Here is a 26,685-nt window from a genome sequence, read left to right on the forward strand (position 1 = left end):
GGCTATAAATAAAATTATTAATAGTGATCTATTCGACGTTTTGTAGGGGATAAACAAGAAACCCAGTTACCAATTACGCCTTGGTTCAGTGATCGATGTCGACAAGTTAGGATAATCCGCCTTAGCTCCTCCTTACTCCTCCTCCCCCTTCAACCACTCCCTGGATGACGCGCACTTTAGTGTGCAGGGATAGGATATTTCCAGGATAACGAAGAAAGCTAAGCCTTGGACACACTGTCTTTTTCCACTACCCACTGCCGGTGTGAAGAGACACGTAAAAAAGGCGCATTATGGAGTAAGGTATGAGAAAAGTAAGTTTAATTGCGGCGGCTGTCGCTACTGCTGTCACTGCCACCTCAGCATTCGCTGTCGACTTTAATGGCTACATGCGAGCAGGGACTGGAATTAGTGCCTCCGGTAGCGGTGACTTAGCCATTAACAAAAATGGTATTGGTCGCCTCGGTAACGAAAATGACAACTACTCTGAGTTTGGGTTTTCGGAAGAGCTAAAAACCGGTGAGCAAACTTGGCGTGTTGAATCAATGATTGCGTCGGGCGCTCCTGGTGAAAGTGGCTGGGAAGATAGCGACTTCAACGTCGCTCAGTTTGCAGTCAAAGCAAAAGGCGTGTTGGCCGACAAAGATGCAACACTTTGGGCGGGTAAAACTTACTATCAACGTAAAGATATCCACATCACTGATTTCTACTTCTTGAATACATCAGGTACCGGTGGTGGTATTGAAAATCTATCCATTGGTGATCAGAAACTATCTTTAGCACTGATTCAAGATAATGGCTCTCAGACAATTACTTCTGATAAAGATAAGTATGGCTGGAAAGATGCAGATAACGATTCGTCGACTGCCCCTACTTGGGAAGTGATTGGTAAAGAATCTACATCGGAAGATGTTAATGGCTATATTGCGGATATCCGTCTAGCCAATATCGATTTGTGGTCGGACGCTAAGTTAGAACTGGCGGCAGCCTATAACTTTGGCGTTGAAAAAAGCGATCAAGATCTTCAAGGAGACGATGGTCTATTGGTCACCGGTATTGTCCACCAGGGCATGGATAATGGTTTCAACCAAACTATCCTCCAGTACGGTACCAATGGCTATGGCGTTCAAGCGGCTAACTTCTGGGGTGCTGGTACATATTATGACCGCTCCGGTGATCAAAATGATGCGACAGGCTATCGTTTGATTAACTGGGGGGTAATGAATCTAGGTGAGTCTTGGGAAATGGGCCATCAAATCGCTTACTTAGCTGGTTCTGATATCGGCGCCTCTACACTCGATATTGATCAATTCTCTGTCGTAGCACGCCCTATGTACAACTGGAATGATACCATGCGTACTGTATTCGAAGCTGGCTATAATGCGGGTGAGAAAATCAATGATGACGGTAACGCGGTCGAAGACTTTGGTAATTCTAAATTGACCATTGCGCAAGCATGGGCAATGGGTGACAGCTTCTGGGCACGTCCTGAAATCCGTGTATATGGTTCGTATATCTCTGACCTTGAAAACGATGATGCTTTTGGTTCAGGTGAAGATAATGAGCTTGTAGCTGGCGTACAGGTTGAAGCTTGGTGGTAAGTCTTTTTTAAACTGTCTTTTTTCATAGCCGACAATTGTCGGCTATTTTTTTAGGTATTTTATATGAATAAGAAAGTGTTTTTTATTTATGGGCTATTATTACTTAGTGGGTGCTCGACGTTCGTTGATAACCAATATAAGGTTGCTCCGGCAGGAAAGGCAGTGACGCAGCTTGAAAAAGCGAAACAACTGCCGATAACAATGGAAAAAGAGATAAAAATAGCGGTCACCGCGCAAACACAAGTCCTCGATATCTATAGCATTGATAGCCCTGGCGTCATTTTCGACTTACCAATGGTAAAAAATGGATTAGCTATCAATATTGAGGCAGAAGTCAACGACAGTGTTTTTGTCCCAAGTGCTAAAGTCATTAACCAGTCTGGCGATATTCGTGCTGAGCTTGATGATGAGGGGTTGGTCTATCTAAAGCCCCGTCTAGCCGATGGAAACCGCTTGCAAGGGAATATTAAAGTCCATCCACAAATTGGCGACAGTTCACTCTATTTGGTTATTTTTACCGATAAAGATAAACTTAATGAAACGGTGGCAGTCAGCCACCCAGCGAAATTGGATGCAGAGGGGAGAGGGAATTACTTTCCGGAGGTAGGTGATATTCAAGTGCCGCGCGCGTTGACTGGCAAGTTTTCCATCGAAGCAACCGCATTGGGCGCACGTAACAATGCTCAGTCTATCGTCCTGCCAGCGCTCTCCGCCACTGAACGCCCGCAACAAGAAAGCGTTAGTTTTTATCACCAGGCTATTCGGGCCGCCATTGCAGACAACGATGTCGACAAAGCAATGGGCTTGCTGCGTGATGCGGAGCAATTGGGTATTACTGACGCTGACCAAGTCTTTCGTGACGCGATGAAAGCACAATTAGACAAGAAGTAATCTCACCATTTAAGCTACGTTTTACATCACGTCTTCAACAAGACATAACCTCAAAAGGGCAACGTTGGTTGCCCTTTTTTAGTATGAGAGGTAAGGCTGGAAACTAGACCGTAAACGTATCGACCAGTTGGCGAATCGTTTTGGCCTCGTGGTTGAGGGTTTGGTTTGCGCCTTGCGCTTGCTCACTGAGTGACAAGGTTTGTTCTATGCGTTGTGACAGTGCCTGGATGTTTTCAGCCACCTGCTGAGAGACGGCACTTTGCTCTTCCGCCGCGCCTGCGGTTTGGTAATTGATATCGCCTAGCTGCTGCACCAAATCAACAATCTCGGTTAAGGTTTCCTGCACGGAAACACTCGCTTGATAACCCTCCGCCGCACCACGTTCACCTTGTTGGATGACGGCTTCAATATCGGTGAGGAGTTGGTTGAAGGTTTCCAGCGTCGATACGATTTGGTCGACAGATTTTTGTGAGTGCTGGGCCAAGGCACGTACCTCGTCAGCGACAACCGCAAACCCTCGGCCAGCTTCACCGGCGCGTGCCGACTCAATCGCGGCATTGAGCGCTAGTAAGTTGGTTTGATCTGAAATGCCGCGAATGTCGTCGAGCAGAGAGGCAATATCGCTACCACTGGCTTTGACTTCGCTGACAAAACTGTTGGCTTTTTGCAGATCTGTGTTGGCGGTTTGGTTACGTGCCACATTGTTAGCCACATTCTCCATGCATTGATTCAGCGATGAAACCACTGCGGTATTTTTCTCTTTTGAGGCTTCAGAGTTGGTTGCCACATCTTTTGAGGTCGCGGTCAGTTGCTCCATTGCCGTCGCGGCTTGGTGTAATGTCTCGGTATTATCAGACAGGGCTTGGTGGGCATCGGTGATGGCGTTATTGGCGGTCGTTGATGTGTCGGACAAACGTCCACCTGCTTGTTGAATTTGTCCCACCATCGCTTGCAGCGCATCCAACATGTGATTGACTGAGTGTTTAATACGATCAATCTCTGTCTTACCATTAACCGACAAACGCTGCGTTAAATCGCCACCACCTTGGGCTATCGCTTGAATCGATTGCTCGACGCTACTCAACGGTGCTAATTGACGTTTGATAACGATTTGAATGATCACAAAGGCCAGCAAAAGGACGAGGCCACTCACCCAATATATGGTGTTTTGAATATCGCTTTCGGCGTCTGTCATCATTTGATTCAGCTGTGTGACGGGTGCCATCGCGGCCTGCTTGGGGGTCACAATCATCACTGACCACGTCTGAGACATATTGCCAAATTCGATCGGTTGCGACACATAAAAGTGCGAATCGGTTTGTTTGAATTGGCTTTTATGGCTTTGCTTTTGAAGCTTGGCAAGAGAGTGATACGCGGGAGAGGATAGTTTGGAGAGCGCGGCACCATGCTGGACTTGTTGATCGGTGCTAGCAACGATTCGTCCATTTTGACTGACAACAAACAGCTTACCGTTACTGTCGGCACGTTTTGCCAGAATGGACTGGATTTGTGCTGTAGTCAGTGTACTCCCCACCATGGCAACGGTTTTATCGAAACGGAAAACGGGGGTTGTCACATCAAACACCGTTTGGGTTTTGCCATTAATCTCAGCGGTTCTCGGGTCGGTGATACAATCTTTTTGTGTGCTCACCGGGCATTGATACCAAGGGTTGGTTTCAGAGAAATTTTGCGCGGCGGTAAGGCGCATTTCCCCGCTCTCATCCACCGACACAGACGGCACATAGCGCCCATCTGCAGCGCTTGTTGGGTCGCCGTAGTAAAAAGCATCGGCGCCTAACACGTTTTTTTGCCACTCGGTGTAGATGTTGTGCCATTCAGGTTGGCGTTTCAAAATCGAATACATGATCCGAGGTATATCATCTCGGTCGAGGATCCGTGCTGACTTATTCTTTTCCGCTTCGGAGGTATAAATCTGAGCGATAGTCCGCACCGTATCGAGGGGAGAGGCAATATACGCATGGATCTCCTCGCTAATCGCTGTCGCGCGATTTTGCATCTTAATCACCTGATCACGCTTTACGTTTTCAGTGACCTGGGATGACATTGCTGACTGACTGCTATTCAGCGTTGACAAGGAAACGGCACTCACTGCTCCAAGACCGATCAGGACGATGGACGAGGCAGCTAAGCTTATCCGTTGACTTATAGAAAGGGTACGCAACTTTTTCATAATCACTATCCGCACAAAGAAAACCGCACAAAGAAATACTCTGATTCGTCGAGTGGCGAGACAATGGCGTCGTGCGAAGAGTGATGGCACAACCGGTAGCGCGCCGACAGAGACGATAAGTGACACTAGTGTTACTTAATTAAGAAAAGGACACATCCTCCTAAGCAACGAGCGAAGAGAGGAGGAGAACAAAGGGAGGAGAGGGTATACGCACAACATAAGTGTTAGTGGTTCGAGTGCACATCTTGCGCGTGTTGTCGCGTTTAATGTGTCGCGATGATCACACGAATTCCACTCTATGCCTGTTCAAATACGGCTCTATTCACATTTTCATCACTAAAGCTTCGAGGTGGATGGATATGGAGGAGGTCAGATGGCTAGGTATCTGCTAGCCCACTACCTTCCCATTATTCTCATTATGTGAAGCTAAATACCTAAAGGTAATAAGATATTTCTTAATGACACTAGAGGTTGTTTAATTATATTCCCGTAAATAAAAAAGGGTATTTACCCTTATTCTAGAGCTATTGCTCACTAACGTATTATTTACACCTACCCATGTCATGGAATTGTCAAAATGTCAGAAAACCGTACCTTTTTGCCAATAAAAAATAAAAATGAGGCATTGCTCCAAATTTGTGCAATTTTAATTAATGTCTAATTTTTCGTTATGTATGCTGGCGCACCGTCAGTGATAGCAGCACAGCGAGTCATTGATGTTTTTAAGATGTTAACGCAGTTCAGCGTGACAGGGTCACTCCTGGCTGTGCTGTCATTTTGGTGAAGGTATCGAGGGTTCAAAGTGTCCAAAGAAGGAAGCGTAGCGCCTAAAGAGCGCATTAATATCAAGTACGTCCCCGCGACGGGTGACCAGCAAGCAGAAGTGGAGCTCCCGCTAAAAACCTTGGTTGTTGGTGATTTTAAGGGGCATACAGAAGAGACGCCCGTTGAAGACCGTGCAACAGTTTCTGTAGATAAAAACAATTTTGAAGATGTGATGCGCGAGAGCAATTTGCGTCTGTCCACCACGGTAAAAAATCAACTTGTCGACGATGAAGATGCAGAATTGCCTGTCGAGCTGTCTTTTAAATCCATGAGTGATTTTGCACCTGACTCAGTTGCTGACCAAGTTCCTGAGCTCAAAAAGCTGATTGAGCTTCGTGAAGCTTTGGTTGCATTGAAAGGTCCTCTAGGCAACATTCCTGCTTTCCGCGATCGTTTGCAGGAGCTGCTTAATTCTGAGGAGTCTCGTGAAAAGTTGCTTGCTGAGCTAAATATCGTCGGTGGCGATGATGATGCTCCGAAAGAGTAATTGATTCAAATTAGTAGTTAATTAAGTCTTAGGAAATAGAAACATGTCTACAAGTGAATCAGTCGTAGAGTCTCCTGAAGTAAAAGAAGGTGGCTTACTTGACGAGATCATGGCGCAAACGCGTATTGAGCCTAGCGAAGAGGGCTATGATGTCGCCAAAAAAGGCGTTGCAGCCTTTATTGAAAACCTCGTGGGTAATGATCAAACACAAGAGCCTGTGAATAAGTCTCTTGTCGATCAGATGCTCGTTGAGCTTGATAAAAAGATCAGTGCTCAAATGGACGAAATTTTGCACGACACTTCTTTCCAAGAAATGGAATCAGCGTGGCGTGGGCTTAAATTGTTTGTCGACCGCACTGACTTCCGCGAGAACAACAAAGTTGACATCTTGCACGTTACCAAAGAAGAGTTGCTAGACGACTTTGAATTCGCGCCAGAAACAACACAATCAGGCCTGTATAAGCACGTATACTCGTCAGGTTATGGTCAATTTGGTGGTGAGCCAACAGGCGCCATTATTGGTAACTATGCCTTTACGCCATCAACCCCAGATATGAAGCTGCTGCAATATATGGGTGCGCTGGGCGCCATGGCACATGCGCCATTTATTTCAAGCGTCGGGCCAGAGTTCTTTGGCATTGAGTCGTTTGAGGAGCTTCCAAACATCAAAGATGTTAAATCTATCTTTGAGAGCCCTAAATACACGAAATGGCGCTCATTACGTGAGTCTGAAGATGCACGTTATCTTGGCCTGGCCGCGCCACGCTTCCTATTACGTGTGCCTTACGATCCAACGGAGAACCCGATCAAGTCTTTCGTTTACCACGAAAACGTTAGTCAAGATCATGAGCATTATCTTTGGGGTAATACAGCGTTTGCATTTGCAACACGCCTGACGGATAGCTTCGCCAAGTATCGTTGGTGTCCGAACATCATTGGTCCACAGAGCGGCGGTGCAGTAGAAGATCTGCCTGTTCACGTTTATGAATCAATGGGTGCCCTACAGACCAAGATCCCAACCGAAGTCTTGATCACCGATCGCAAAGAGTTCGAACTTGCGGAAGAAGGCTTTATTGGTCTGACAATGCGCAAAGGCAGTGACAATGCGGCGTTCTTCTCTGCTAACTCCATTCAGAAGCCTAAGGTATTCCCAAATACCAAAGAAGGTAAAGAAGCAGAGACGAACTACAAGCTTGGTACACAGCTTCCTTACATGATGATTATTAATCGTCTAGCGCACTACATCAAGGTGCTACAACGTGAGCAAATTGGCTCTTGGAAAGAGCGCCAAGACCTTGAGCGCGAGCTAAACACCTGGCTGAAGCAATATGTTGCTGACCAAGAGAACCCACCAGCAGACGTGCGTAGCCGTCGACCACTTCGTGCTGCCAAAATTGAAGTAAGCGATGTGGAAGGGAACCCTGGTTGGTATCAGGTGTCGCTAGCTGTTCGTCCTCACTTTAAGTATATGGGTGCGAACTTTGAGCTGTCTCTTGTTGGTAGGCTTGATCAGTAATCATGTCATACGTTGCGCTAGAAGACAGTGCATTTGGTGTCGGCTTCTTGGAGCGTCTAGAAGCCGACGCTAAGCCTGTTTCAATTACTCAGGGGCCGAGCAGCCCAGACGTAGTGAGATCGATAAAACGTAATATCGCTAATGTGTTGAATACGCGTATTGGTGGTGCGCAAAGCTCGCCTGGCTTGGGACTGATCGATTTCAACGACGCGACACTCGAAAGCTTAGATCTGTCGCTGAGGGTCAAGTTAGCCATTAAAGGATGTTTGGAAAGATATGAGCCTAGGCTAACCAATATTTTGGTGACATCAGATTTTGATCCGCACTCGCCACTTATGCTGCGATTCAACATTGTTGCCACCGTGAATAGCGAAGCGCTCCACGAGAAAGTTCAACTTAGCTTGCTTTTAGACCAGAACCGCCAATATCGAGTGTTGTAAACCGCATGACGCAAGACAAGTATTTTCGAGAAGAGCTCGCGTTTTTAAAAGAGCAAGGTAAAGCCTTTACTGAACTGCACCCCCAGCTCGCACGCTTTTTACATGGTCGACATACAGACCCAGATGTAGAGCGTTTGTTGGAGGGATTTGCGTTTTTAACCGGCAAGCTGCGCGAAAAAGTTGATGATGATTTTCCTGAGCTGACTCACTCGATTATCAATATGCTCTGGCCTAACTATTTACGCCCAGTGCCGAGTATGTGTATCGCGCAATTTAAGCCAGAAGGGAGTTTGAGCGAAAAGCAAGTTGTTGCTAAGGGGACGGAGCTTGACAGTAAGCCTGTTATGGAAACCCAGTGTCGCTTTCAAACTTGCCGAGAGGTTGAGTTGTACCCGCTGTATTGTTCTAACGTTCACGCTGAACACACACGTGAAGCGACGACAATTCAGCTGCAAATGACCTTAGACGGTGATATGTCGGTACGAGATGCCAACATCAACACGCTGCGTTTTTACATTGGTGGTGATAAATATAGCGCACAAATGATCTATTTGTGGCTGAGTCATCATCTCGAAAAACTCACGGTACACGTCGATGGCACTGAGTTCTCGCTACCAAGAGATGCGTTTTCATCGGTTGGATTTAATCCTGGCGATGGTCTATTGCCATATCCACAAAATGTGTATGACGGTTATCGTGTCCTACAGGAATATTTGTCATTTCCTGAAGCGTTTCATTTCTTTGATATTAGCGGCTTAGATAAGGCAATACCGAACAATGTCTACGGCCAGTTTACGGTGCAGTTACATTTGTCTAAAACGTTGCCGTCAGATGTCAGAGTGAGATCAGAGAGCTTTCAGCTATATTGCACCCCCGTCATTAACTTGTTTGATCATGACGCAGACCCGATCGATCTCACCGGAAAGAGCACTGAATACAAAGTTATTCCATCAAGCGGTAAGCCAGCCCATTATGAAGTGTTCAGTATTGATAGTGTCACGGGTCGGCAAGACAAAGTCATTGATGGTAAACCGGTACGTGGTCAAAAGCGGGTATATACCCCGTTTGAGAGCTTTCAACATGAAGTAGAGCGGGTGCGTAATCGAGAAACCCTTTATTACCGCTCCCGGGTAAAAAACAGCATTCGCGGGGATGGTTTTGATTCTTTTATCTCGTTTATTCGCGGGGATGAGTCAGCATCCGTCGATGTCGATGAGGCGGTGTCAATTAAGCTGACCTGCACAAATCGTCAACTTCCATTGGACTTAGGTGTCGGAGATATTTGCTATCCAACGGACAGTTCACCGCCATTTGCAGAGTTCGAAAATATTACAATCCCAACGCAAGCATTGAGGCCTGTGCTGGATGGCAGCTTGCTATGGATGTTGATTTCTAATTTGTCGTTGAATTACTTGTCGCTCCTGTCAAAAGACGCATTGAGCTGTGTATTAACCGCTTATGATTTTCGTGCGTTGGTGGATCGTCAAGCAGAGCGAGTGGGTAAGAAACGCCTAGACGCGATTGAAGATATTCAATCCAAGCCCATGGATAAGTTATTACGTGGCATGCCGGTTCGAGGCTTGCAGTCCACGATTTATCTCAATCAAGACGGCTTTGGCTCGGAAGGCGATTTATATTTATTTGGAACGGTGCTCAGCCACTTTTTCTCGTTATACGCGAGTATTAATTCTTTTCATGAGCTTACCGTTATCAACACAACGAATAACGAGACCTATACATGGCAGACGAGAGTCGGGATGCAACCACTCATCTAGAGGAGTTGGCACCTAGTGCGGCTGATCTTGTTCAAGATGCGCGAGTGTATAGCTTCTTCCAACTTGTTGAGCTTTTACAAAAGCATAAAGGGTTGAACCCTGAGGAAGAAGAGTGGGAGCGCGAGTGTCAGCTGGTGTTTAGCGCTAATCCCAGTCTTGGATTTGCTGCGTCAGATATATCATCGCTTGATCAGGTTAACGATCACACGGTGATGTTAACGAACTTTTTAGGGCTAGCAGGTTCGCAATCACCATTGCCGGCATTTATTACCGAACAGCTCCTCCATGAAGAGCCTGGCGGTATTAAAAGACCATTTTTGGACTTTTTTAATAATCGGCTAATCGCGTTGGTATACCGGATCTGGCGTAAATATCGTTATTACGTGAGGTTTCAGCCAGGTGCAGAAGATCAGTTCTCTGCGCAGCTCTTCGCGCTTGTTGGGTTAGGAGATCCCCAGTTAAGGGGTGAGACACCAATCAACTGGTGCAAAATGTTGGCCTATGCCGGCACGCTAGCGGGGAGAAGTCGTTCGCCAACTGTGGTTTCCGGCATCATTGCGCATTGTTTTGACCTTGAACAGGTTGAAATCCGCCAATGGGTGACTCGCAAAGTGAAAATAGCCAAGGAGCAGCAAATGTCTCTTGGGTGCATGAACGGGCGCTTGGGCGAGGACACCGTGATTGGCGAGTCGGTCTTTGATTGCAATGGCAAGTTTGTTATTTGCATCAAAAACCTGACCCGAGAGCGCTTTAACGACTTTCTGCCTGTGGGTAAAGAGTATCAGCCACTGTGCAAATTAGTTGAGTTCATTTTACGTGAGCAAATGGCGTTCGACATAGAGCTGTCGATGACAGACGAAGAAACGCCCGCGCTTCAATTAGGAAAACAGGTTGCGCTGGGATGGACGTCTTTCCTTGGGAAAGACTTGCAAGACAAGCGCGTACTCATTCAGGTAAGGCAATAAACATGGTCTCTCAACATCAAAACGGCATAACACTCGTGGTCGCGAACGCGCAAACCCTAGAGTCTGGGTTGTCGGCACAGATTCGCTTTGTTGAGACGGGTGGCACCATTGGATCGTCTGCAATGGCGAGCTGGCGATTGAAAGATCGAATGGCGCGTGTTTATGACGTGCATTGTGAAATCTTGGTGGTTGATGGCGCTTTTTGTGTCCGTGATGAGTGTGGACAAACGTTTGTTAACGGAACAGAGATGCCGTTAGGAAAAGGGCAGCTTGCACGATTGGCACACAAAGATGAAATGCAAATTGGCCCTTACCAAGTGCGTGTGCTGACGGGCGAAGAGGGTGACGTTGATACGGGCCATATTGATACGCTTTTTGACAGCAATCATACCGATTTACTGGCTCACGCCAATGAACCCGTTGATGTAGAACCCGAGCTAGAAGATGCCTCTGCGCCTATTGATCCCCTCGTGGAGCTAGAAGCGAAGTCATCCTCTCAGGGAGCAAATTGGTTGCTGGATGATGGTCCATCAGCGCAAGACACAGAGACAGATAGCCTCGTCTCGAAAAAAAACCTAGTCGAAAAACGACCTTCTTTTACACCGCAAGCGGATAGCGAAGATGTGATGTCGGCCTCGGTGAGGTTAAAACGTATTTTTGGGTTCGGCCAAAAAAAGCAACGCGATAGTCGTTATCACTCAGACGAGACAGTAGAGAGTGCGCCTCGAGTTGAAACGGCACCACAGACTCCATCGAAATTGACAGACAGTGAGACGAAGCCAATGGATGAAAAAGAATTAGGACTTCTCGAACAAGAAGTGGCGAAAAGTTTGAATAGTGATGCACCCTCTTCGAGAGAAGAAGGTGGGCATGGTCAGCATTTATTGACCGGGCCCATGTTGGAAGGGCTGGGAGTGCGTGTCACCAATGAACAAGACGTTCAACGTATGCACTTCCTCTCTCAGGAGATGGGGCAGTCTTTGCAAGCGTGCTTAAAAGGACTACTTGCACTGCACGAGCAAGCGGCAGAAGGGCGTTTTGGTACCATGAACCGCAACTTGCAACCGATTGAAGATAACCCGTTACGCTTAGGGCTTTCATACGAGGAAACGGTTCGCACCATGTATGACGCGGATAAAAGCCTCGTTCATCTGTCTGCACCGGCAGCGATTGCTGAAAGCCTGAAAAACGTCAGAGATCATAATGAAGCGACTCAAGATGCGATTGCGGAAGCACTAGATCAAATCTTGAACGCTTTTTCACCGGACGTGCTATTACGCCGCTTTCAACACTGCCGACGTAATACCGATGCACATGAGGAAGGTGAGTCTGCGTGGGCGTGGGAAATGTATTGTAATTACTACAAAGAGTTAACGTCTAACCGTCAGCAAGGTTTCTCCAAGCTGTTTTGGGAAATTTTCGAGCAAGTATACGACAAGCGTATTCGTGAAAAACAGCTGGAGGGCTAATTATGTTTAAGAAGCTCAGCATTGTGTGTGCGTTCTTGTTATTAACCGCATGCAGTTCTTCAGATGAATATAAACCTGAAGAGCAGCCAACCACCGTTACATTTAGCCTTGTCAGTGACGAAGGTGTAAACCCGAATATTGCGGGGGACCCGGCATCGATCGAGGTACAAGTGTTCGAATTGGAAGATGATTCCATGTTCATGTCGGCTGGGTTCGATCAGCTCCGCGCTGATTATGAAGATGCGCTCAGTAGTAACTTTATAAATAACTACGACTATGTGCTCACACCGGGCCAGTTTAAATTCGTTAACGCGTTCGAGATTGATGAAGATACCAATTATATCGGTGTGATGGCGCATTTTTCAGAGCCGAATCTGGGTGAATGGAAAAAAGCCGTCAAGGTATTGAATAAAGGCCGGGAATATCACTTGCTCATGTTATTCCAAGATTATGACGTGAAGTTAGAAAAGGTTGAATAAAGTTAATGTTTGCACGTAATCGGGTGATATGGAGCGAAGGGCTCTTTATTAAGCCACAGCATTTTCAGCAGCATCAGCGGTACAGTGAGTACTTATTGGAGGAGCGACTGACTTCGGTAAGCAAGTACTTATATGGTATTTCTGAGCTATCACTGAATCCAGAGTATTTAGCGTTTGGTCGTATTGCGATAGAGCGCGCCGTGGGTGTGATGCCAGACGGCACAACCTTTCGCATTCCACAAGAAGATGTGATGCCTGATGCACTTGAAATCGAAGATGGCTCGCTTTCTAACCAGCTGATTTACCTCGCGATTCCGTTGCGCAGTGAATCGATAATGGAAGTGAACTGGCCAGAAGAAAAAGGTTCAGGTCGCTATGAAAGTCGTCGTATTGATGTGCGTGATGTGCAAAGTATTCAGGGCGATACGACCACGTTAGATGTGTCACCAGTGCACTTGCAGTTGATGCTGGAGAAAGAAGATCGCAGCGCTTATGCGGCGATCCCTATCGCGCGTATTTCTGAAAAGCGTCCCGACGGCAGTGTGGTTCTGGATCAAGACTTTATTCCTTGTCATTTCAATGTGGCGGGCAATGCAACACTGCACCGCTTTATCAACGAAATGGCCGGATTGATGCAGGAACGCGCCAAAAACATCGCTCAACGTATTAGCTCCCCTTCTCAAGGCGGTGTCGCGGATGTATCAGACTTTATGTTATTGCACTCGCTAAACCGCCTTTATCCGCAAATGAAACACCTTGCATCGTTAGGCAGCCTGCACCCTGAACGCCTGTATGAGTGTTTATCGTCAATTTGTGGAGAATTGGCAACCTTTACCGATGAAAGCCGATTAGCGCCTGCCATGCCTGCTTATAACCATGATATGCCGGGTGACGCGTTCTGGCCGGTTATTCGCTTCTTGCGTCAAAGTCTCAGCGTGGTGTTGGAGCCGCGTGCAGTCTCCATTCAACTGGACAAACGCAATTACGGGCTTATGGTTGCGCCGATTCAAGATCCGCAACTGATGGAATCTGCGGAGTTCATTGTGGCGGTGAAAGCGCGGATGCCACTCGACGAGCTACGACGCTTATTTACTCAGCAAACCAAGGTGTCTTCTGTTGAGAAAATCCGTGAGCTGATCTCTTTACAACTCCCTGGTATCCCACTGATCCCGCTGCCTGTTGCACCACGCCAACTGCCATATCACGCGGGTTACACCTATTACCAGTTGGATAAAGAAAGTGCGGCTTGGTCGATGCTGGCAAACTCCAGTGGCTTTGCATTCCACGTCGCGGCGGCGTTTGAAGACCTTGACATTCAATTCTGGGCAATAAGAGATTGATTATGGCTGCGACTGACGAAAGTGTGTTTAACGATCTTCTTTTTGATGACGTTGAGAAAATTAATCACGACCAAGATTACTGGTTTCAGCTCCGTGGGCATAACCCCAATGCGCTAGTGGATGCTGCAACGCCTCTGTTTGGCCTTGCTCTGCGTGTTCGTTCACTTTCAAGCTGTGAGAATATTGAACAAATCTACCACCAGACCATTGAAGAAATAAAAGCGATTGAAATCGAGCTTTCCGAACAAGGGTATGAGCATGCCGTATTGATGGCATATCGCTATATCTTGTGCACATTCCTCGACGAAGCTGTGATGGGAACGGCATGGGGTGCTTCCACTTGTTGGGCTGAACACTCGATGCTTTCACGTTTTCACAATGAAACATGGGGGGGTGAGAAAGTATTTACCATTTTAGGTCGCTTGGAAAGTGAACCAGATAGGTACCGACCACTGTTGGTTTTTATTTATCACTGCTTGTGTTTGGGCTTTGAGGGTAAGTACCGCGTCATTGACGGTGGCAGTGCTCAACGCGAGAAAGTGATTAAAAGACTGCACGATCAATTGCTAGGTGATGAAAGGCAGCCGAAGCAATTAGGTGAGGCGAGTGATCATGTTGTGAGCACTCGTTATACGCTGAGCCGACAAATGCCGCTTTGGTCTGTATTTGTGGGGTTTATCGTCCTTTGGGCCGGTATTTTTGCCGGTTACTCATACTTTCTCCACGAGAAATCTGAAAACGTGCTCAACCAACTGAATCAGTTGTTGTAAGCCAAATAATATTACATTGATTAGAACTAGGTGTCCCCGTGATTCGAATTGAATTATCTACGCTTATCTCGAAGCTGAATGAGCAAAGTAAGCTGGCGCTAGAACAAGCGGCTTCTCTGTGTATTGAGCGTCATCATCCTGAAGTGTTGGTTGAGCATTTTATTGAAGTATTGCTCGACAACCCCCTGTCTGACGTTCGCCTTATTGCCAAGCAAGCCAATATTGATACTGACCAGTTAAAGCAAGCGCTGGCGGGTAATTATGAGCGTGATACCACACTTGACACTTACCCTGCGTTTTCGCCGCTATTGGTTGAAGTCCTTCAAGAAGCGTGGTTGCTATCAACCACAGAGCTAAACCAATCAGAATTGCGGTCGGGAAGCGTCTTTTTTGCGGTGTTGAATCGTGTCGATCGCTATTTGTCGCGTTCGGCATCCAAGTTATTAGCGAGCATTAATCGTGAGAGCCTAAAAACGCACTTTGACGCCATTGTCGCGGATTCTGCTGAAACCGCTGTGGAAAGTGGCAATAAAAAAGGATCAAAAGCGCCATCGATGGAAGGAAGCGAGTCACCGCTTTACAAATATTGCTCAAATATTACCGCGCAAGCTAAAAATGGCGAACTTGATCCTGTGCTTTGTCGAGAAGAAGAGCTCAACCTGATGGTTGATATTCTTTGTCGCCGCCGTAAAAACAACCCGATCGTGGTTGGTGACGCCGGGGTAGGTAAAAGCGCAATGGTTGAAGGACTGGCTCTTCGTATTGCCGCTGGCAATGTGCCTGATCGTTTGCAAAACGTTGAGCTTTTCTGTCTGGATTTAGGTTTGCTGCAAGCCGGTGCATCGGTTAAGGGCGAATTTGAGAAGCGCTTGAAGGGCGTTATTGATGGGATAAAAAGTGCTCCCAACCCTATCATTTTGTTTATCGATGAAGCGCATACACTCATTGGATCCGGCAACCAAGAGGGTGGTAGTGATGCCGCCAACTTGCTCAAGCCAGCCTTAGCGCGTGGTGAGTTAAGTACCATTGCCGCAACGACTTGGAAAGAATACAAAAAATATTTCGAGAAAGATCCAGCGCTGACTCGCCGTTTTCAATTGGTGAAGCTTGAGGAGCCATCTGTTGACCAGGCCGTTGATATCATGCGAGGGCTTGGCAGTGTGTACGAAAAAGCGCACGGTGTGTTGATTGCTGATGATGCGCTCAAAGCGGCTGCCGAGCTGTCTGCACGGTATTTGTCTGGACGTCAGCTACCTGATAAAGCGATTGACGTGCTCGACACCGCTTGTGCGCGTATCGCGATTAACCTGACGACGCCTCCTAAGCGTTTAGCGCTATTGGAGACACTTTGCCATCAGCGTCAACAAGAAATCGAGATGTTGAAGCGCGCACAATTTATTGGTCAGCCTGTCGATCAGATTCGCTTAGACGAATTAGAAACTCAAGAGCAAGCGGACGAAGCCGAGAAGCATGCACTGCAAGCACGCTGGGACGAGCAGCGTTTATTGGTTGAGGAAATCATTGATCTACGCGCGACACTGTTAACCCCGCCACTGTCAGCTGAGTTCGATGAAGGGCAAAGTGATGAAGTGTCACAAGAGCAAGACCGTGACGCGTTAGCAAAGACATTGGCAGACAAATACGATGCATTGAACACTATTCCGCATGATCAGCGCTTGATGCACCCCCACGTCGACGCCGAACAGGTGGCAGAAGTTATCTCGGATTGGACGGGTGTGCCTATCGATCAAATGAACAGCGATGAGCTCTACAAAATCACAAACCTGACAACGCTACTGGGTCAGGCGATTAAAGGGCAAGATATCGCAATAGAGCGTGTACATCGTCATTTGCTAACCGCACGTGCTGATTTGAGACGATCTGGACGCCCCAAAGGCGCATTTTTGCTCGTGGGCCCAAGTGGTGTGGGCAAGACAGAGACAGTGGTTCAATTGGCTCAACAGCTGTATGGCGGTAAACAATTCTTAACCACCATCAATATGTCCGAGTATCAAGAAAAACACACCGTCTCTCGACTGATTGGTTCGCCCCCAGGGTATGTCGGATACGGTGAAGGTGGTGTCTTGACAGAGGCCATTCGCAAAATGCCGTATTCAGTGGTCTTGCTGGATGAAGTGGAAAAAGCTCACCCAGAAGTGCTGAACATCTTCTATCAAGCGTTTGATAAAGGTGAGCTGGCCGATGGCGAAGGCCGCATGATCGACTGCCAAAACACCGTGTTCTTCCTAACGTCGAACCTAGGCTATCAAACTATCGTCGACCATGCGCATCAACCGGATGCGATCGATGATGCTTTGTATCCAGAGCTTGCTGCATTCTTCAAACCAGCGTTGCTCGCGCGGATGGAAGTGGTGCCTTATGTGCCGCTTGAGCGAGACGTATTGGCAGAAATTGTTCGTGGGAAGCTCACGCACTTGGAAAACACCTTTTCGCAACGCTATGGCGCGACGGTGGACGTTGACGATAGCCTGATTGAAGAGATCTTAAAACGGGCCACGCGTAGTGAGAATGGCGCCCGTATGCTTGAGGCGATTATCGAAGGGCAGTTGTTGCCGCCTGTGTCTCTTGAGCTATTGAACAAGCTGGCAGACAAAGCAGAGATCACGCACGTGCGTTTATTTGCCGAAGAGGGCGAATTCAAAGGCGAGGTAGAGTAAGAATGCGTAACTGGCTAGCTTATGTTACTGACCTTGCTCGGGAAAGGCGAACAGCTGATTTACAGGATCGCTTTATCCAAGTGTTGGTCAAGGAGCTCAAGCTGCGCAAGGGAATGTTGCTGGTTCCTAGTTGCGATGGCAGACAACTCGTCTGCCATGCCAGCGGGGAATCTTGGTCTGTTACAGATTTTGATACCCCATTTGCTCACGTTTTACAAAATGCGGCACCAAAGCACCTCGAGGCGGAAGAGATTGTTTTTTGGCAATCTAATCGTGCTTTCCGTCAGGCGATTGGTGAGCTTGGCTTTTTTGAAGCTGTATCCATCCGGCCGCTGATCCGCCATGACAAAAATGTAAAGCTGCTACTTTGCTTGGTTGGTGACAGCCAAGCATTGTCTGCGCTTTGGCATGATGAGGCCTTTTTACAGGTAGTCGATGTTTTCCAACACCAGTGGTCATTGCTGAGTGACATGGAAGGAGAAGAGAGCAATCGTCGCGCCTTAAAAGCATCGCTGACGGATATCGAAAAACAAACGCGTCAACAAGAGCGAGCGGCTAGTCTGGCCTCGACGCTAATCGGTGATAGCGGATTGATGGTTCGCCTGCGTGAACAGATTGCTAATGCCGCGTCATCGCAACTTTCGGTATTGGTGCAAGGTGAAACGGGCAGCGGTAAAGAGTTAGTTGCGCGAGCAGTCCATGATTTGTCTCCTCGTCAGCATCAGCCTTTTGTGCCTATAAACTGCGCAGCCATTCCAGAGCACCTGCTTGAGAGTGAGCTGTTCGGTTATGAAAAAGGCGCTTTTTCTGGGGCCGTGGGTGACAAAGAGGGATTAATTGCACAAGCGAACGGCGGCACGCTATTTCTGGATGAAATCGGCGATATGCCTTTAAGTTTACAAGCTAAGTTGCTTCGCGTACTCGAACTGGGCGCATTTCGTCCAGTCGGTGGGCATCAAGAACGTCAATCAGATTTTCGTCTGGTCTCAGCGACGCATGTGCAATTACTCGACAAAGTTAAGGCGGGAACATTTCGCCAAGATCTTTACTATCGATTGCTTCAATACCCCATTCATGTGCCTGCATTGGCGAAACGTAAAGAGGACGTGCGCCAACTGAGCCACCATTTTATTACGCGATTTAATCAACAACATGGCACGAGCATTGGAGAGTTGCAGCCTCAAACACTTGATATGCTGCTGCATTACTCTTTTCCTGGGAATGTCAGAGAGTTAAAGCACCTTGTTGAATACGCCTGTGCGCAAACACCGGATGGTGAATCCATCGATAGAGCGGCGTTTAGTGGACGAGTGGGGGGAGCCCCTCCTCCAGCACGCGAGAGTATATCGTCCGCTGCGTTTGAGCATGGGATGTCGAATGTAAGCAGCGTATTAAACATTGATGCGGCGTCTATCGCTGATCTCAAACAAGCCTTGCTGGATTTTGAACAATGTATTATTTCGGATCGGCTATCCATGTTCGATGGCGATAAGAGTAAAGCTGCCGAGAGTTTGGGTATTCCTCATCGGACCCTAACCTATAAGTGCCGAAAACTAGGGATAAAAGCCCCATGAATAAGCAAAATTATTGTCTACTAGCCGGGGTCATGTTGGTGTCAGTGATGGCCTCGTCCACGGTGATAGGTGCCCCTATTTCTGCTCAACAACAAGTTGAGCAAGCTGAACAATGCCGCGTGGTGACGTCACGACTCGATCGTCTTGCATGCTTTGATCGTGTATTTAACACCCAAGTGGCGCCGGCCGAACCAACAGACAATCAATCTCAAAAGCCGTTGCAATGGCGACGTGCGATGACAGCCGCACAAGAAAGCGCTSCCCAGTCTTGGTCGTTGACCGAGAAGGGCGAGGGCCGAGGCAGCAGCGCGTGGATTACATTGCGGGCAAGTAATCTTTCGACTGGTTTCCGAGGCAGTGAACAGCCGCTGTTAATGCTTAGCTGTATCGATAATTTAAGTCGTGTTGAACTGATGCTTCCCGAGCCGATTGAGGATGGGCGAATGAAGTTGACTTTCCCAAATGGCCAGACGCAATACTGGCGTAACGGTGATTTAGGGGTCGTGCTTTCCTCGTCGCGGGGGTTGCCTGCGATTCGGTTAATGAAGGCATTGGCCAGAGAAGATCGCTTAACCATTCGTTCAAACTCCCAATACGTTGATGGTTTAACTTTTGATACCCAGCCGTTACCTGAGACGCTGGGTGCGCTTCGTTCTCGTTGTGGTTGGTAAACATGGAATTGAAAGACTATAAACGCTGTATTTCGCAACCAATCTCCGAGAACAGCGCCGTGGGCGAGCGGTTAGTGGACGATCCATTGTTTGATTTTGTTGAAGATCAAATGATGAAGGTTGGCTCGCTGTCCCATGCCGATGTGCAATGGGATGAGGTAGAGCACAGCGTCGTAAAACTGTTAGCGGAGAAGAGTAAAGACATTAAGTTGTTGACCTACTTGCTTCAGTGCTTGCATAACCAAGCCTCGCCAGCGCGTTTTATTCTCGCGTTTGAGGTGATGGCCAGCTTCATGACCCAGTATTGGGAAGACAGCTTCCCCGCCCCTGGCAAACGCGGCAATCTACCGCGTCGTAAGTTCTTYAGCCAAATGGCACAACGTTTTTCTATCGCGGTAGACAAAACCGACTTTGGTCAGTTTGATGCACAAGACAGAGAGGCGCTTAACCAAGCGGTGGAAGAATGGGAAAAGGCGATTGAAGGAAAAGCGCTCGCGAATGATGTCGTAAGCAGCGTCGTCAACAGTATTCGCGCCGAATTGCGCAAAGCGGAAGAGCGTCAGCGCGCGAACCAGGCAGCTAAAGAAACACCAACGTCCTCATCGCGCACGGCCACCACCACATCCACCAGTAGCGCTGGCTTAGATGTTGATCACTCCAGTGATAAGGCAACCAAGCAAACGTTACTTAAAATTGCTTCATTTTTGGCTGAGCAAGAAGACGGTGTGCCGTTGGCGATACGACTTCGACGCTATGCGGTCTGGTACAGCATTACCGCCTTACCCGATCATAAAACCGGGGGAGAAACGCAACTCCGTGGTATGCAGCAAGACCGAGTCAAAGATTATCAAGATAAGATGCGTCACCCTGATCTCGCGCTGTGGCGTCAGGTTGAACAAAGCCTCACCATGGCACCTTATTGGTTTGAAGGTCACCTGATGAGCTACACCATTGCGCAGAAGCTCGGCCACGCTAACTGGTGTGAGGCGATTCAATCGGAGGTCAGTCAATTTCTCGAGCGTCTTCCCGGACTGAAAGACTTACAGTTCAAAGGGGGAGAGCCGTTTGTATCGGATGCAGTTAAAGATTGGCTTGCCAGTGGAACTGGCGGTCAAGCGGCTGGCAAAGCGGTTGGCGGTGACTGGCAAGAGAAGAAAAAGGAAGCGCTATCGCTCGCCAAAGAAGGTGGGATAGCCGTGGCGTTATCCATGCTCAATGATGGATTACAAGCGGCCAGAGAGCCTCGCGACCATTTTTATTGGCGGATGATCTCGGCGGATTTGCTGCAAGCGAACCAACTGAACAGCATGGCTCAGGAGCAGTATCAAACGCTACACCAAGAAATCAAAACCATGAGCGTCACCGACTGGGAACCCAGCTTGGTTGAACAACTTGAACGCAATACAACGTCAGAGTGATTAAGGGCGAAAATTCATGTGGAAAAACATTTTTAAAATAGCGAAAAAGCTCAAGCCTGGCATGGTCGCAGCGTTTCCTATTTTATTGGCAGCGATTTTTATACTCGTTAATGTCGCCATTTGGTGGGCTGGCCCTTGGTTAACCATTGGTGAACAAAAGCCACTGGCCTCGGTGACAGCGCGTGCAATATGTAGTGGTTTTATTACCCTAGGCGCACTGGCAATTTGGGGTGTGTGGCAATGGCGTAAGTTGCAAAGTATTCAAGCGGAGCAAGCGCACACCGAACGACTTCGAGAAGATCCGATTCAAGTCTACGAAGAGCGCCAAGAGAAAGAACTAAACCAGGTTGTTGCCAACATGAAGCAAAACCTGAACAAGCGTAATCACCTTTATGCGTTACCTTGGTATTTGGTGCTCGGGCTTGAAAATGCGGGTAAGACCAGCCTGATTAATCGTTCTGGACAAAACTTTGTCTTTTCGTCGGTGATGCGCGCATCCGGGAAAAAAAGCGAAAACCCTTTTTCCTTTGATTGGTGGATAGGGGATGAGTCTGTCCTTATCGACCCTGACGGTGAATTGCTCACACAAGGCAACAAAGATGAAAACAATGATGGTGAGCTGGAGCGTCGTCTTTGGTCTCACTTCGTTAAATGGTTAGAGCAGACCCGCAGTCGCCGTCCGCTAAATGGTATTGTATTGACTCTTGATGCTTCGCATCTCGCGACGGCGACAGCGTCAGAACGTAAAGCATACGCCAATTTACTGCGCGCTCGGTTGCGTGAGTTAATGGAGACCCTCTCGACGCGCTTGCCTGTTTACATTGCGCTAACCAAGCTTGATTTGCTCTATGGGTTTGAACCCTTTTTTAAGCACTATTCAAAGCAGCAACGCGACGAAGTGCTTGGCTTTACCTTTTCGCTAAACTCGGTTGATGATCTTGATTCTTGGCTTAAAGAATTTGATGAAGACTACTCTGCCTTCATTGAGCGGATTAATGCCATTGTTCCTCACGCATTAGCTGCCCCGCTGGATTTTGAAGATCGTAAAGCAATTTACAGCTTTTCACGCCAAGTGGCAGGGCTGAAAGACATTCTAGCGACCTTCTTTAATGAAGCCTTAGCCAGTGATCAGTTCTCGACCTCTGCTTTAGTTAGGGGCGCATACTTTACGTCTGTGTATCAACAGGGCGTGCCGACCAACGCGTTTGATGATGCCGCTTCTCGTCGTTATGGATTGTCACACGCGGTCAATCACGCGCAGAAGTCGAAAAATTCGACGGTGTATTTTACCCAAAAACTGTTCAGCAACATCATCTACCCGGAGGCGGGGCTCGCATCGGATAACTTCCGTGTCGCCAAGCATAAGCGCCGTCTGATGGGGATGTCGGTATTGGCGTGCTCGATTGCCACTGTGTTACTGGTGGGGACTTGGCACCGCTATTACTTGGCCAACGTCGCGCATGCTGATGCGGTATTGACCAAGGTTGATCAATATAAAACACAGTTTCCTAGTAATGCCGATGGCGCATCCCAGCGTGAGGTATTAAAGCCGCTTAATCAGATCCGCCAAGCCACGTTAGAATTTGGCTTTTTCCGTGAAAAGCCCAAATACATTTCTGATTTTGGTCTTTATCAGGGACATGTGATTGGTCCTAAAGTCGAGCAAACTTACCTCAACTTGCTGAAGAGCCGTTTCTTGCCGTTATTAATGGCAGATACCGTGGTTGATTTGAATCAGGCTACGACGGATCAAGAGCAGTTGGTGGCTTTGCGAGTCTATCGCATGATGGTTGATAAAAGTGGTCGCTATCACGATTACGTAATGGACTATTTCAGCCAGCAGTGGCAGCGTGAGTTCGCAGGGCAAAAGGTCATTCAAGAGCGTTTATTGGGTCACCTGGATTACGCCATGCGACACACAGACCTGACCGCAGCGCGCCGTCAAGGTGATGAGGTAGCAGAGCGTGTGATGCGCCCTTACGACATGACCATTGCCCGTGCTCAAGCAGATCTTCGCACCATGCCGACCGATCAGCGTGTGTATCGTAACTTGAAGCTGGATGCCGAGACGGTATTGGGCGCGCCAATGAACTTACGTAATGCTGTTGGGCCGGTATTTGATGTGGTGTTTGAAGAAAGGGAAGTGGACAGTGACAACCTGTACATTCCGCAAATGCTCACTAAAAAAGGCTTCGAAGATTACTTTGTGCCCAAGCTGCAATCTGTCTCTGATTTGGCTCTGATTGATAGTTGGGTACTGGGTGAAGCCGAGACGGCAGAGTTCAGCAAAGCCGATAAGAAGGCATTGCGTAATAAAATTCGCGATCTTTATGTTGCTGACTATACCAACAGCTGGCGGATGGCTCTTAATGAAATTGATGTCAAATTCTTCAGTGATATCAACGATGCAGTGTCGGTACTGGATAACTTCACCGGCCACGTGGGGCCGCTACAACGTTTGTTACGCACGTTGGAGACCAACACGCAGCTAGCGTCTGGTTTGGGACTAGATGAAGAAGCGCAAGATGCCATTGCAGAAAACCCCAAATACAAGGTGGCATCACAAATTCAAGCGCCGTTTGCTGACTTAAATAGCTTGCTAAAAGCGGTGAACGATAAACCTGCTTACTTGAGTGAAGTTCTCGCGTCGGTTCAAGAGCTGAAGAGTTACTTGAAATCGATTCAAGATGCACCGGATGTTGGCACTGCTGCGCTCGATGCCACCAAAGCTCGCGTGAAACTGGTTAATACAGACCCCATTTATACGCTTAAGCGTATCGCCACAGGCTTGCCTGAGCCACTTGATGGCATGGTGGATAAGCTGGCAGACGAGAGCTGGCATGTCGTCAAACAAGCTGCGATCAAGCACTTGGAAGTTCGTTGGTATCAAGATGTTTATCGTCCATACCAGCAAAAGTTAGCCAATCGCTATCCGTTTAATCCTAAGGCGAGTAAAGATGCCTCGTTGACGGACTTTGAGCGCTTCTTCGCGCCGGGTGGTACGCTTGATAACTTCTACAACACGCAACTGAAAATGTTTATTGATGAAAACATTTCAGTGGGAGACAAAGGCGTGGATGGCTCCCTGATCCGTCGTGATTTGTTGGCTCAGATCCGCCAAGCGCAAAAAATCCGTGAAGCCTTCTTTAATCGTAAAGGGATTTTGGATGTGAGCTTCTCGGTTGAGCCGTTACGTTTGAGCAGTAACAAACGTCGAAGTGTCCTGAATGTTGATGGGCAGTATGTTACCTATAGTCACGGACCAAGAGACAGCATTGAGCTAATCTGGCCAAATACATTACGCGACTCAGCAACATCAAAACTGACGCTGGTTCCGACAAAAACCAACTTGTCGCCGCGTAGTGTAGTCATTCGAGGACCATGGGCGCTGTTCCGCTTACTGGATAGAGGGGCTGTTGTCTCTGCAAGTACTACGTCCGTTGACTATCAGTTCAATGTCGACGGGGGTGGGATGATCTATCGAGTGAATGCCCAAGCGGCCACTAACCCGTTTACGCAACGCTTGTTCAAGTCGTTCAAGCTCTCCCGCAACCTCTACTAACTGATCATGGGGCGAGTGCACTCGCCCCTGCTTTATCAGGAATGCTAAGCCATGTCTTTTATTCTCTCTATTGATAACCAGCCGTTTCGTGTTATCCAAGATGTTCAACCATTGCGTGATGACGAGCGTTATCAAGCAATTAGAGACCAAATCAACAAACGCCACTCGCCACTATCTGGGGGGACCGACTGGCAATTTGTAAAAGATAACTGTCAAGCACTCGCCAGTGAGCAAGGCATTGATTTACTGCTCAGTGGTTATTATGCCGTCGCGGCGTTAAAGGTTGGCGGTTTGGCAGGATTTGCAAATGGGCTGGAGCTGATCCTTGCTTGTTTGAATAACGAAGAAGCGGTCTCTGAAAAACGTGCCCGGGCGCGTAAAGAGGCGCTGGAGTGGGTAAATGCTCGCGTACTGGGCGAGCTTAATCAGATAAAGCCAGATCAACAAGCATTGCGCGATTTGTATCGTTGCGAACGGCTTTGTGATGCCCTTTACCATGTTTTGGCCCAACAGCAACCCAGTTACACGGTCGATTATGAAGGGTTGGCCTATGTATTGTTTGAGCATATTGACCGTATAGAAACGCGTTTTCATAGCGCGATAAAGCAACAGCAGAAAAACGAGAGCCTTAATCCGACGATCACGGTTAAAAAAAGCCGACTGCGCAGTTTATTGGCAGGAATTGCAGGTGCCGGCCTAGTGGTGACCGCCTGGTTAGCCTACCCACATATTCCCTATTTTCAAACCCCGTATAAAGTGGAGACGCCACAGCCTTCCCTTAACAATACGCAAGCGCTGAGTGTGTTCTCTGAGCAGCATTCGCCGTCAACCCTATCGCGGTGGGAGCCACAATTTATTTCTTTATACACGGGCGCGGTCGAGCAGGAGATGGCGCAATCGGTTGAAGCGGCGAAAACCTCTGCCAAACAACACCTCAATGCGTTAACCACCTTGTACGGTGATAACGAGAAAACGACCTCATTAGTCGCAACTTACCAAGCTGAGCGTGCTGAAGCGCTGGAAAGTACAGCAAAATACATCGATAAGTTTCGCGCAGTTCGAACAAAGATGGCGAATATCGCGTTGCTGGCAGAGCAAAATCGCTGGTGGGCATTACAGAAGCAGACACGCTCACTGGAGAGTTTTGCTATCGGACTGTCTCCTATCTATGGTCGCGCGGATTATGTCACAACCTTGGTTGAACAGGGTGAGATAGACAAAGCGAACCAAGAGCTGTCGGTGCTTACTGAACGCCTGAATCACTTGAGCTGGAAAGTGTCTCAGCTGCAAGAGGTGATTAAAGAAAACCAGAGTAAAGCGGTGCAAAGGCGTCAGTAATGCTAAGCAACTTTTTGCTTGGCTTGGCAAGAAGTTGCTTGGCACGTGCAAAAAATTGGTCAGCCATATTATAAGGTGCTGATTTATAGCGATAAAAAACTTGGCATGCATTTCGCAAGATAAGATAGCGAACAGGCACACCGCCACGGTGGCGATGTGTCTTCCATGACATACAAAGGAGCGATTATGCCAACGCCATGTTATATCTCGATTGAAGGTGAAACTCAGGGTTTGATTACTGCCGGTGCCTGCACCGCCGATTCTATCGGTGATGCCTTTGTCGAAGGCCATGAAGACGAGATGCTGGTACAACAGTTTGACCACAATGTGACCGTACCGACGGACCCTCAGTCCGGTCAGCCATCAGGCCAACGTGTGCACAAGCCATTTAAATTCACCGTTGCGCTCAACAAAGCGGTGCCGTTGCTTTATAACGCACTGGCGTCAGGTGAGAAGATGTCAACGGTCGAGCTGAAGTGGTACCGCACCTCGATTGAAGGTAAACAAGAAAACTTCTTTACCACCAAGCTGGAAAGTGCCTCGATTGTGGACATTCACTGCGAGATGCCCCATTGCCAAGACCCGGCGAAGTCAGACTTTACGCAGAACCTGACGGTGTCGATGTCTTACCGCAAAGTGACTTGGGACCACGTCAACGCAGGCACCTCAGGCTCAGACGACTGGCGCAAGCCTATCGA

19 protein-coding genes are annotated in these 26,685 nt (G+C 48.0%); 18 read left to right on the forward strand and 1 reads right to left on the reverse strand.

Annotated elements, in window-relative coordinates; all coding sequences use genetic code 11:
- Positions 1–302 precede the first annotated feature (302 nt).
- Together lamB and BZG73_RS14620 are read left to right on the forward strand one after the other, a co-directional pair.
- Entirely contained in the window at positions 303–1,598 is a 1,296-nt protein-coding gene (lamB, locus tag BZG73_RS14615) for a maltoporin LamB (protein WP_077668688.1), read from the forward strand.
- Positions 1,599–1,661: 63 nt separating this feature from the next.
- The gene (locus tag BZG73_RS14620; RefSeq protein WP_077668689.1) at positions 1,662–2,489 is read left to right on the forward strand and encodes a MalM family protein; all 828 of its coding nucleotides are present in this window, start codon (positions 1,662–1,664) and stop codon (positions 2,487–2,489) included.
- A gap of 103 nt (positions 2,490–2,592) precedes the next feature.
- Here the strand turns inward: BZG73_RS14620 and BZG73_RS14625 are convergent, their stop codons facing one another.
- Positions 2,593–4,680 (reverse strand): methyl-accepting chemotaxis protein, encoded by a 2,088-nt coding sequence (locus BZG73_RS14625; RefSeq protein WP_077668690.1) that lies wholly within the window; start codon positions 4,678–4,680, stop codon positions 2,593–2,595.
- A gap of 802 nt (positions 4,681–5,482) precedes the next feature.
- Here BZG73_RS14625 and tssB point away from each other — a divergent pair.
- The 16 genes from tssB to BZG73_RS14705 form a co-directional block, all read left to right on the forward strand.
- Entirely contained in the window at positions 5,483–5,992 is a 510-nt protein-coding gene (gene tssB / locus BZG73_RS14630; RefSeq protein WP_077579342.1) for a type VI secretion system contractile sheath small subunit, read from the forward strand.
- 43 nt (positions 5,993–6,035) lie between these two features.
- Positions 6,036–7,508 carry a type VI secretion system contractile sheath large subunit gene (gene tssC, locus BZG73_RS14635; protein ID WP_077457793.1) on the forward strand — a complete coding sequence of 491 codons (1,473 nt, stop codon included), beginning with the start codon at positions 6,036–6,038 and terminating at the stop codon, positions 7,506–7,508.
- A gap of 2 nt (positions 7,509–7,510) precedes the next feature.
- The gene (gene tssE, locus BZG73_RS14640) at positions 7,511–7,948 is read left to right on the forward strand and encodes a type VI secretion system baseplate subunit TssE (RefSeq protein ID WP_077579343.1); all 438 of its coding nucleotides are present in this window, start codon (positions 7,511–7,513) and stop codon (positions 7,946–7,948) included.
- 5 nt (positions 7,949–7,953) lie between these two features.
- Positions 7,954–9,723: a type VI secretion system baseplate subunit TssF gene (gene tssF / locus BZG73_RS14645; RefSeq protein ID WP_074214291.1), complete on the forward strand. Its 1,770-nt coding sequence runs from the start codon at positions 7,954–7,956 to the stop codon at positions 9,721–9,723.
- Positions 9,687–10,688: a type VI secretion system baseplate subunit TssG gene (gene tssG / locus BZG73_RS14650; RefSeq protein ID WP_077579345.1), complete on the forward strand. Its 1,002-nt coding sequence runs from the start codon at positions 9,687–9,689 to the stop codon at positions 10,686–10,688. The genes tssF and tssG overlap by 37 nt, the downstream gene beginning before the upstream one ends.
- A gap of 2 nt (positions 10,689–10,690) precedes the next feature.
- Positions 10,691–12,157, forward strand: coding sequence for a type VI secretion system-associated FHA domain protein TagH (gene tagH, locus BZG73_RS14655; RefSeq protein WP_077668691.1), 1,467 nt, complete (start codon positions 10,691–10,693; stop codon positions 12,155–12,157).
- A gap of 2 nt (positions 12,158–12,159) precedes the next feature.
- Positions 12,160–12,636 carry a type VI secretion system lipoprotein TssJ gene (tssJ, locus tag BZG73_RS14660; RefSeq protein ID WP_077638918.1) on the forward strand — a complete coding sequence of 159 codons (477 nt, stop codon included), beginning with the start codon at positions 12,160–12,162 and terminating at the stop codon, positions 12,634–12,636.
- 5 nt (positions 12,637–12,641) lie between these two features.
- Positions 12,642–13,976 (forward strand): type VI secretion system baseplate subunit TssK, encoded by a 1,335-nt coding sequence (gene tssK / locus BZG73_RS14665; protein WP_077668692.1) that lies wholly within the window; start codon positions 12,642–12,644, stop codon positions 13,974–13,976.
- Between the two features lie 2 nt (positions 13,977–13,978).
- Positions 13,979–14,746: a type IVB secretion system protein IcmH/DotU gene (icmH, locus tag BZG73_RS14670; protein WP_077579349.1), complete on the forward strand. Its 768-nt coding sequence runs from the start codon at positions 13,979–13,981 to the stop codon at positions 14,744–14,746.
- Between the two features lie 38 nt (positions 14,747–14,784).
- Positions 14,785–17,424 carry a type VI secretion system ATPase TssH gene (gene tssH, locus BZG73_RS14675; RefSeq protein ID WP_077668693.1) on the forward strand — a complete coding sequence of 880 codons (2,640 nt, stop codon included), beginning with the start codon at positions 14,785–14,787 and terminating at the stop codon, positions 17,422–17,424.
- A 2-nt stretch (positions 17,425–17,426) separates the two neighbouring features.
- Positions 17,427–18,998 (forward strand): sigma-54 interaction domain-containing protein, encoded by a 1,572-nt coding sequence (locus BZG73_RS14680; protein ID WP_077668694.1) that lies wholly within the window; start codon positions 17,427–17,429, stop codon positions 18,996–18,998.
- Positions 18,995–19,669 carry a type VI secretion system-associated protein VasI gene (vasI, locus tag BZG73_RS14685; RefSeq protein WP_235606087.1) on the forward strand — a complete coding sequence of 225 codons (675 nt, stop codon included), beginning with the start codon at positions 18,995–18,997 and terminating at the stop codon, positions 19,667–19,669. The genes BZG73_RS14680 and vasI overlap by 4 nt, the downstream gene beginning before the upstream one ends.
- A gap of 2 nt (positions 19,670–19,671) precedes the next feature.
- A complete protein-coding gene (gene tssA / locus BZG73_RS14690; RefSeq protein ID WP_077638920.1) occupies positions 19,672–21,087 on the forward strand; it encodes a type VI secretion system protein TssA in 1,416 nt (471 codons plus the stop codon).
- A 16-nt stretch (positions 21,088–21,103) separates the two neighbouring features.
- Positions 21,104–24,649, forward strand: coding sequence for a type VI secretion system membrane subunit TssM (gene tssM / locus BZG73_RS14695; protein ID WP_077579353.1), 3,546 nt, complete (start codon positions 21,104–21,106; stop codon positions 24,647–24,649).
- Between the two features lie 51 nt (positions 24,650–24,700).
- Entirely contained in the window at positions 24,701–25,987 is a 1,287-nt protein-coding gene (locus tag BZG73_RS14700; protein ID WP_077668695.1) for a type VI secretion system ImpA family N-terminal domain-containing protein, read from the forward strand.
- A gap of 186 nt (positions 25,988–26,173) precedes the next feature.
- On the forward strand, positions 26,174–26,685 hold a 512-nt coding region (locus BZG73_RS14705; protein WP_077668696.1), incomplete at its 3' end, for an Hcp family type VI secretion system effector.

This window comes from Salinivibrio siamensis, assembly GCF_001996005.1.
GTDB classification, from domain to species: domain Bacteria; phylum Pseudomonadota; class Gammaproteobacteria; order Enterobacterales; family Vibrionaceae; genus Salinivibrio; species Salinivibrio siamensis.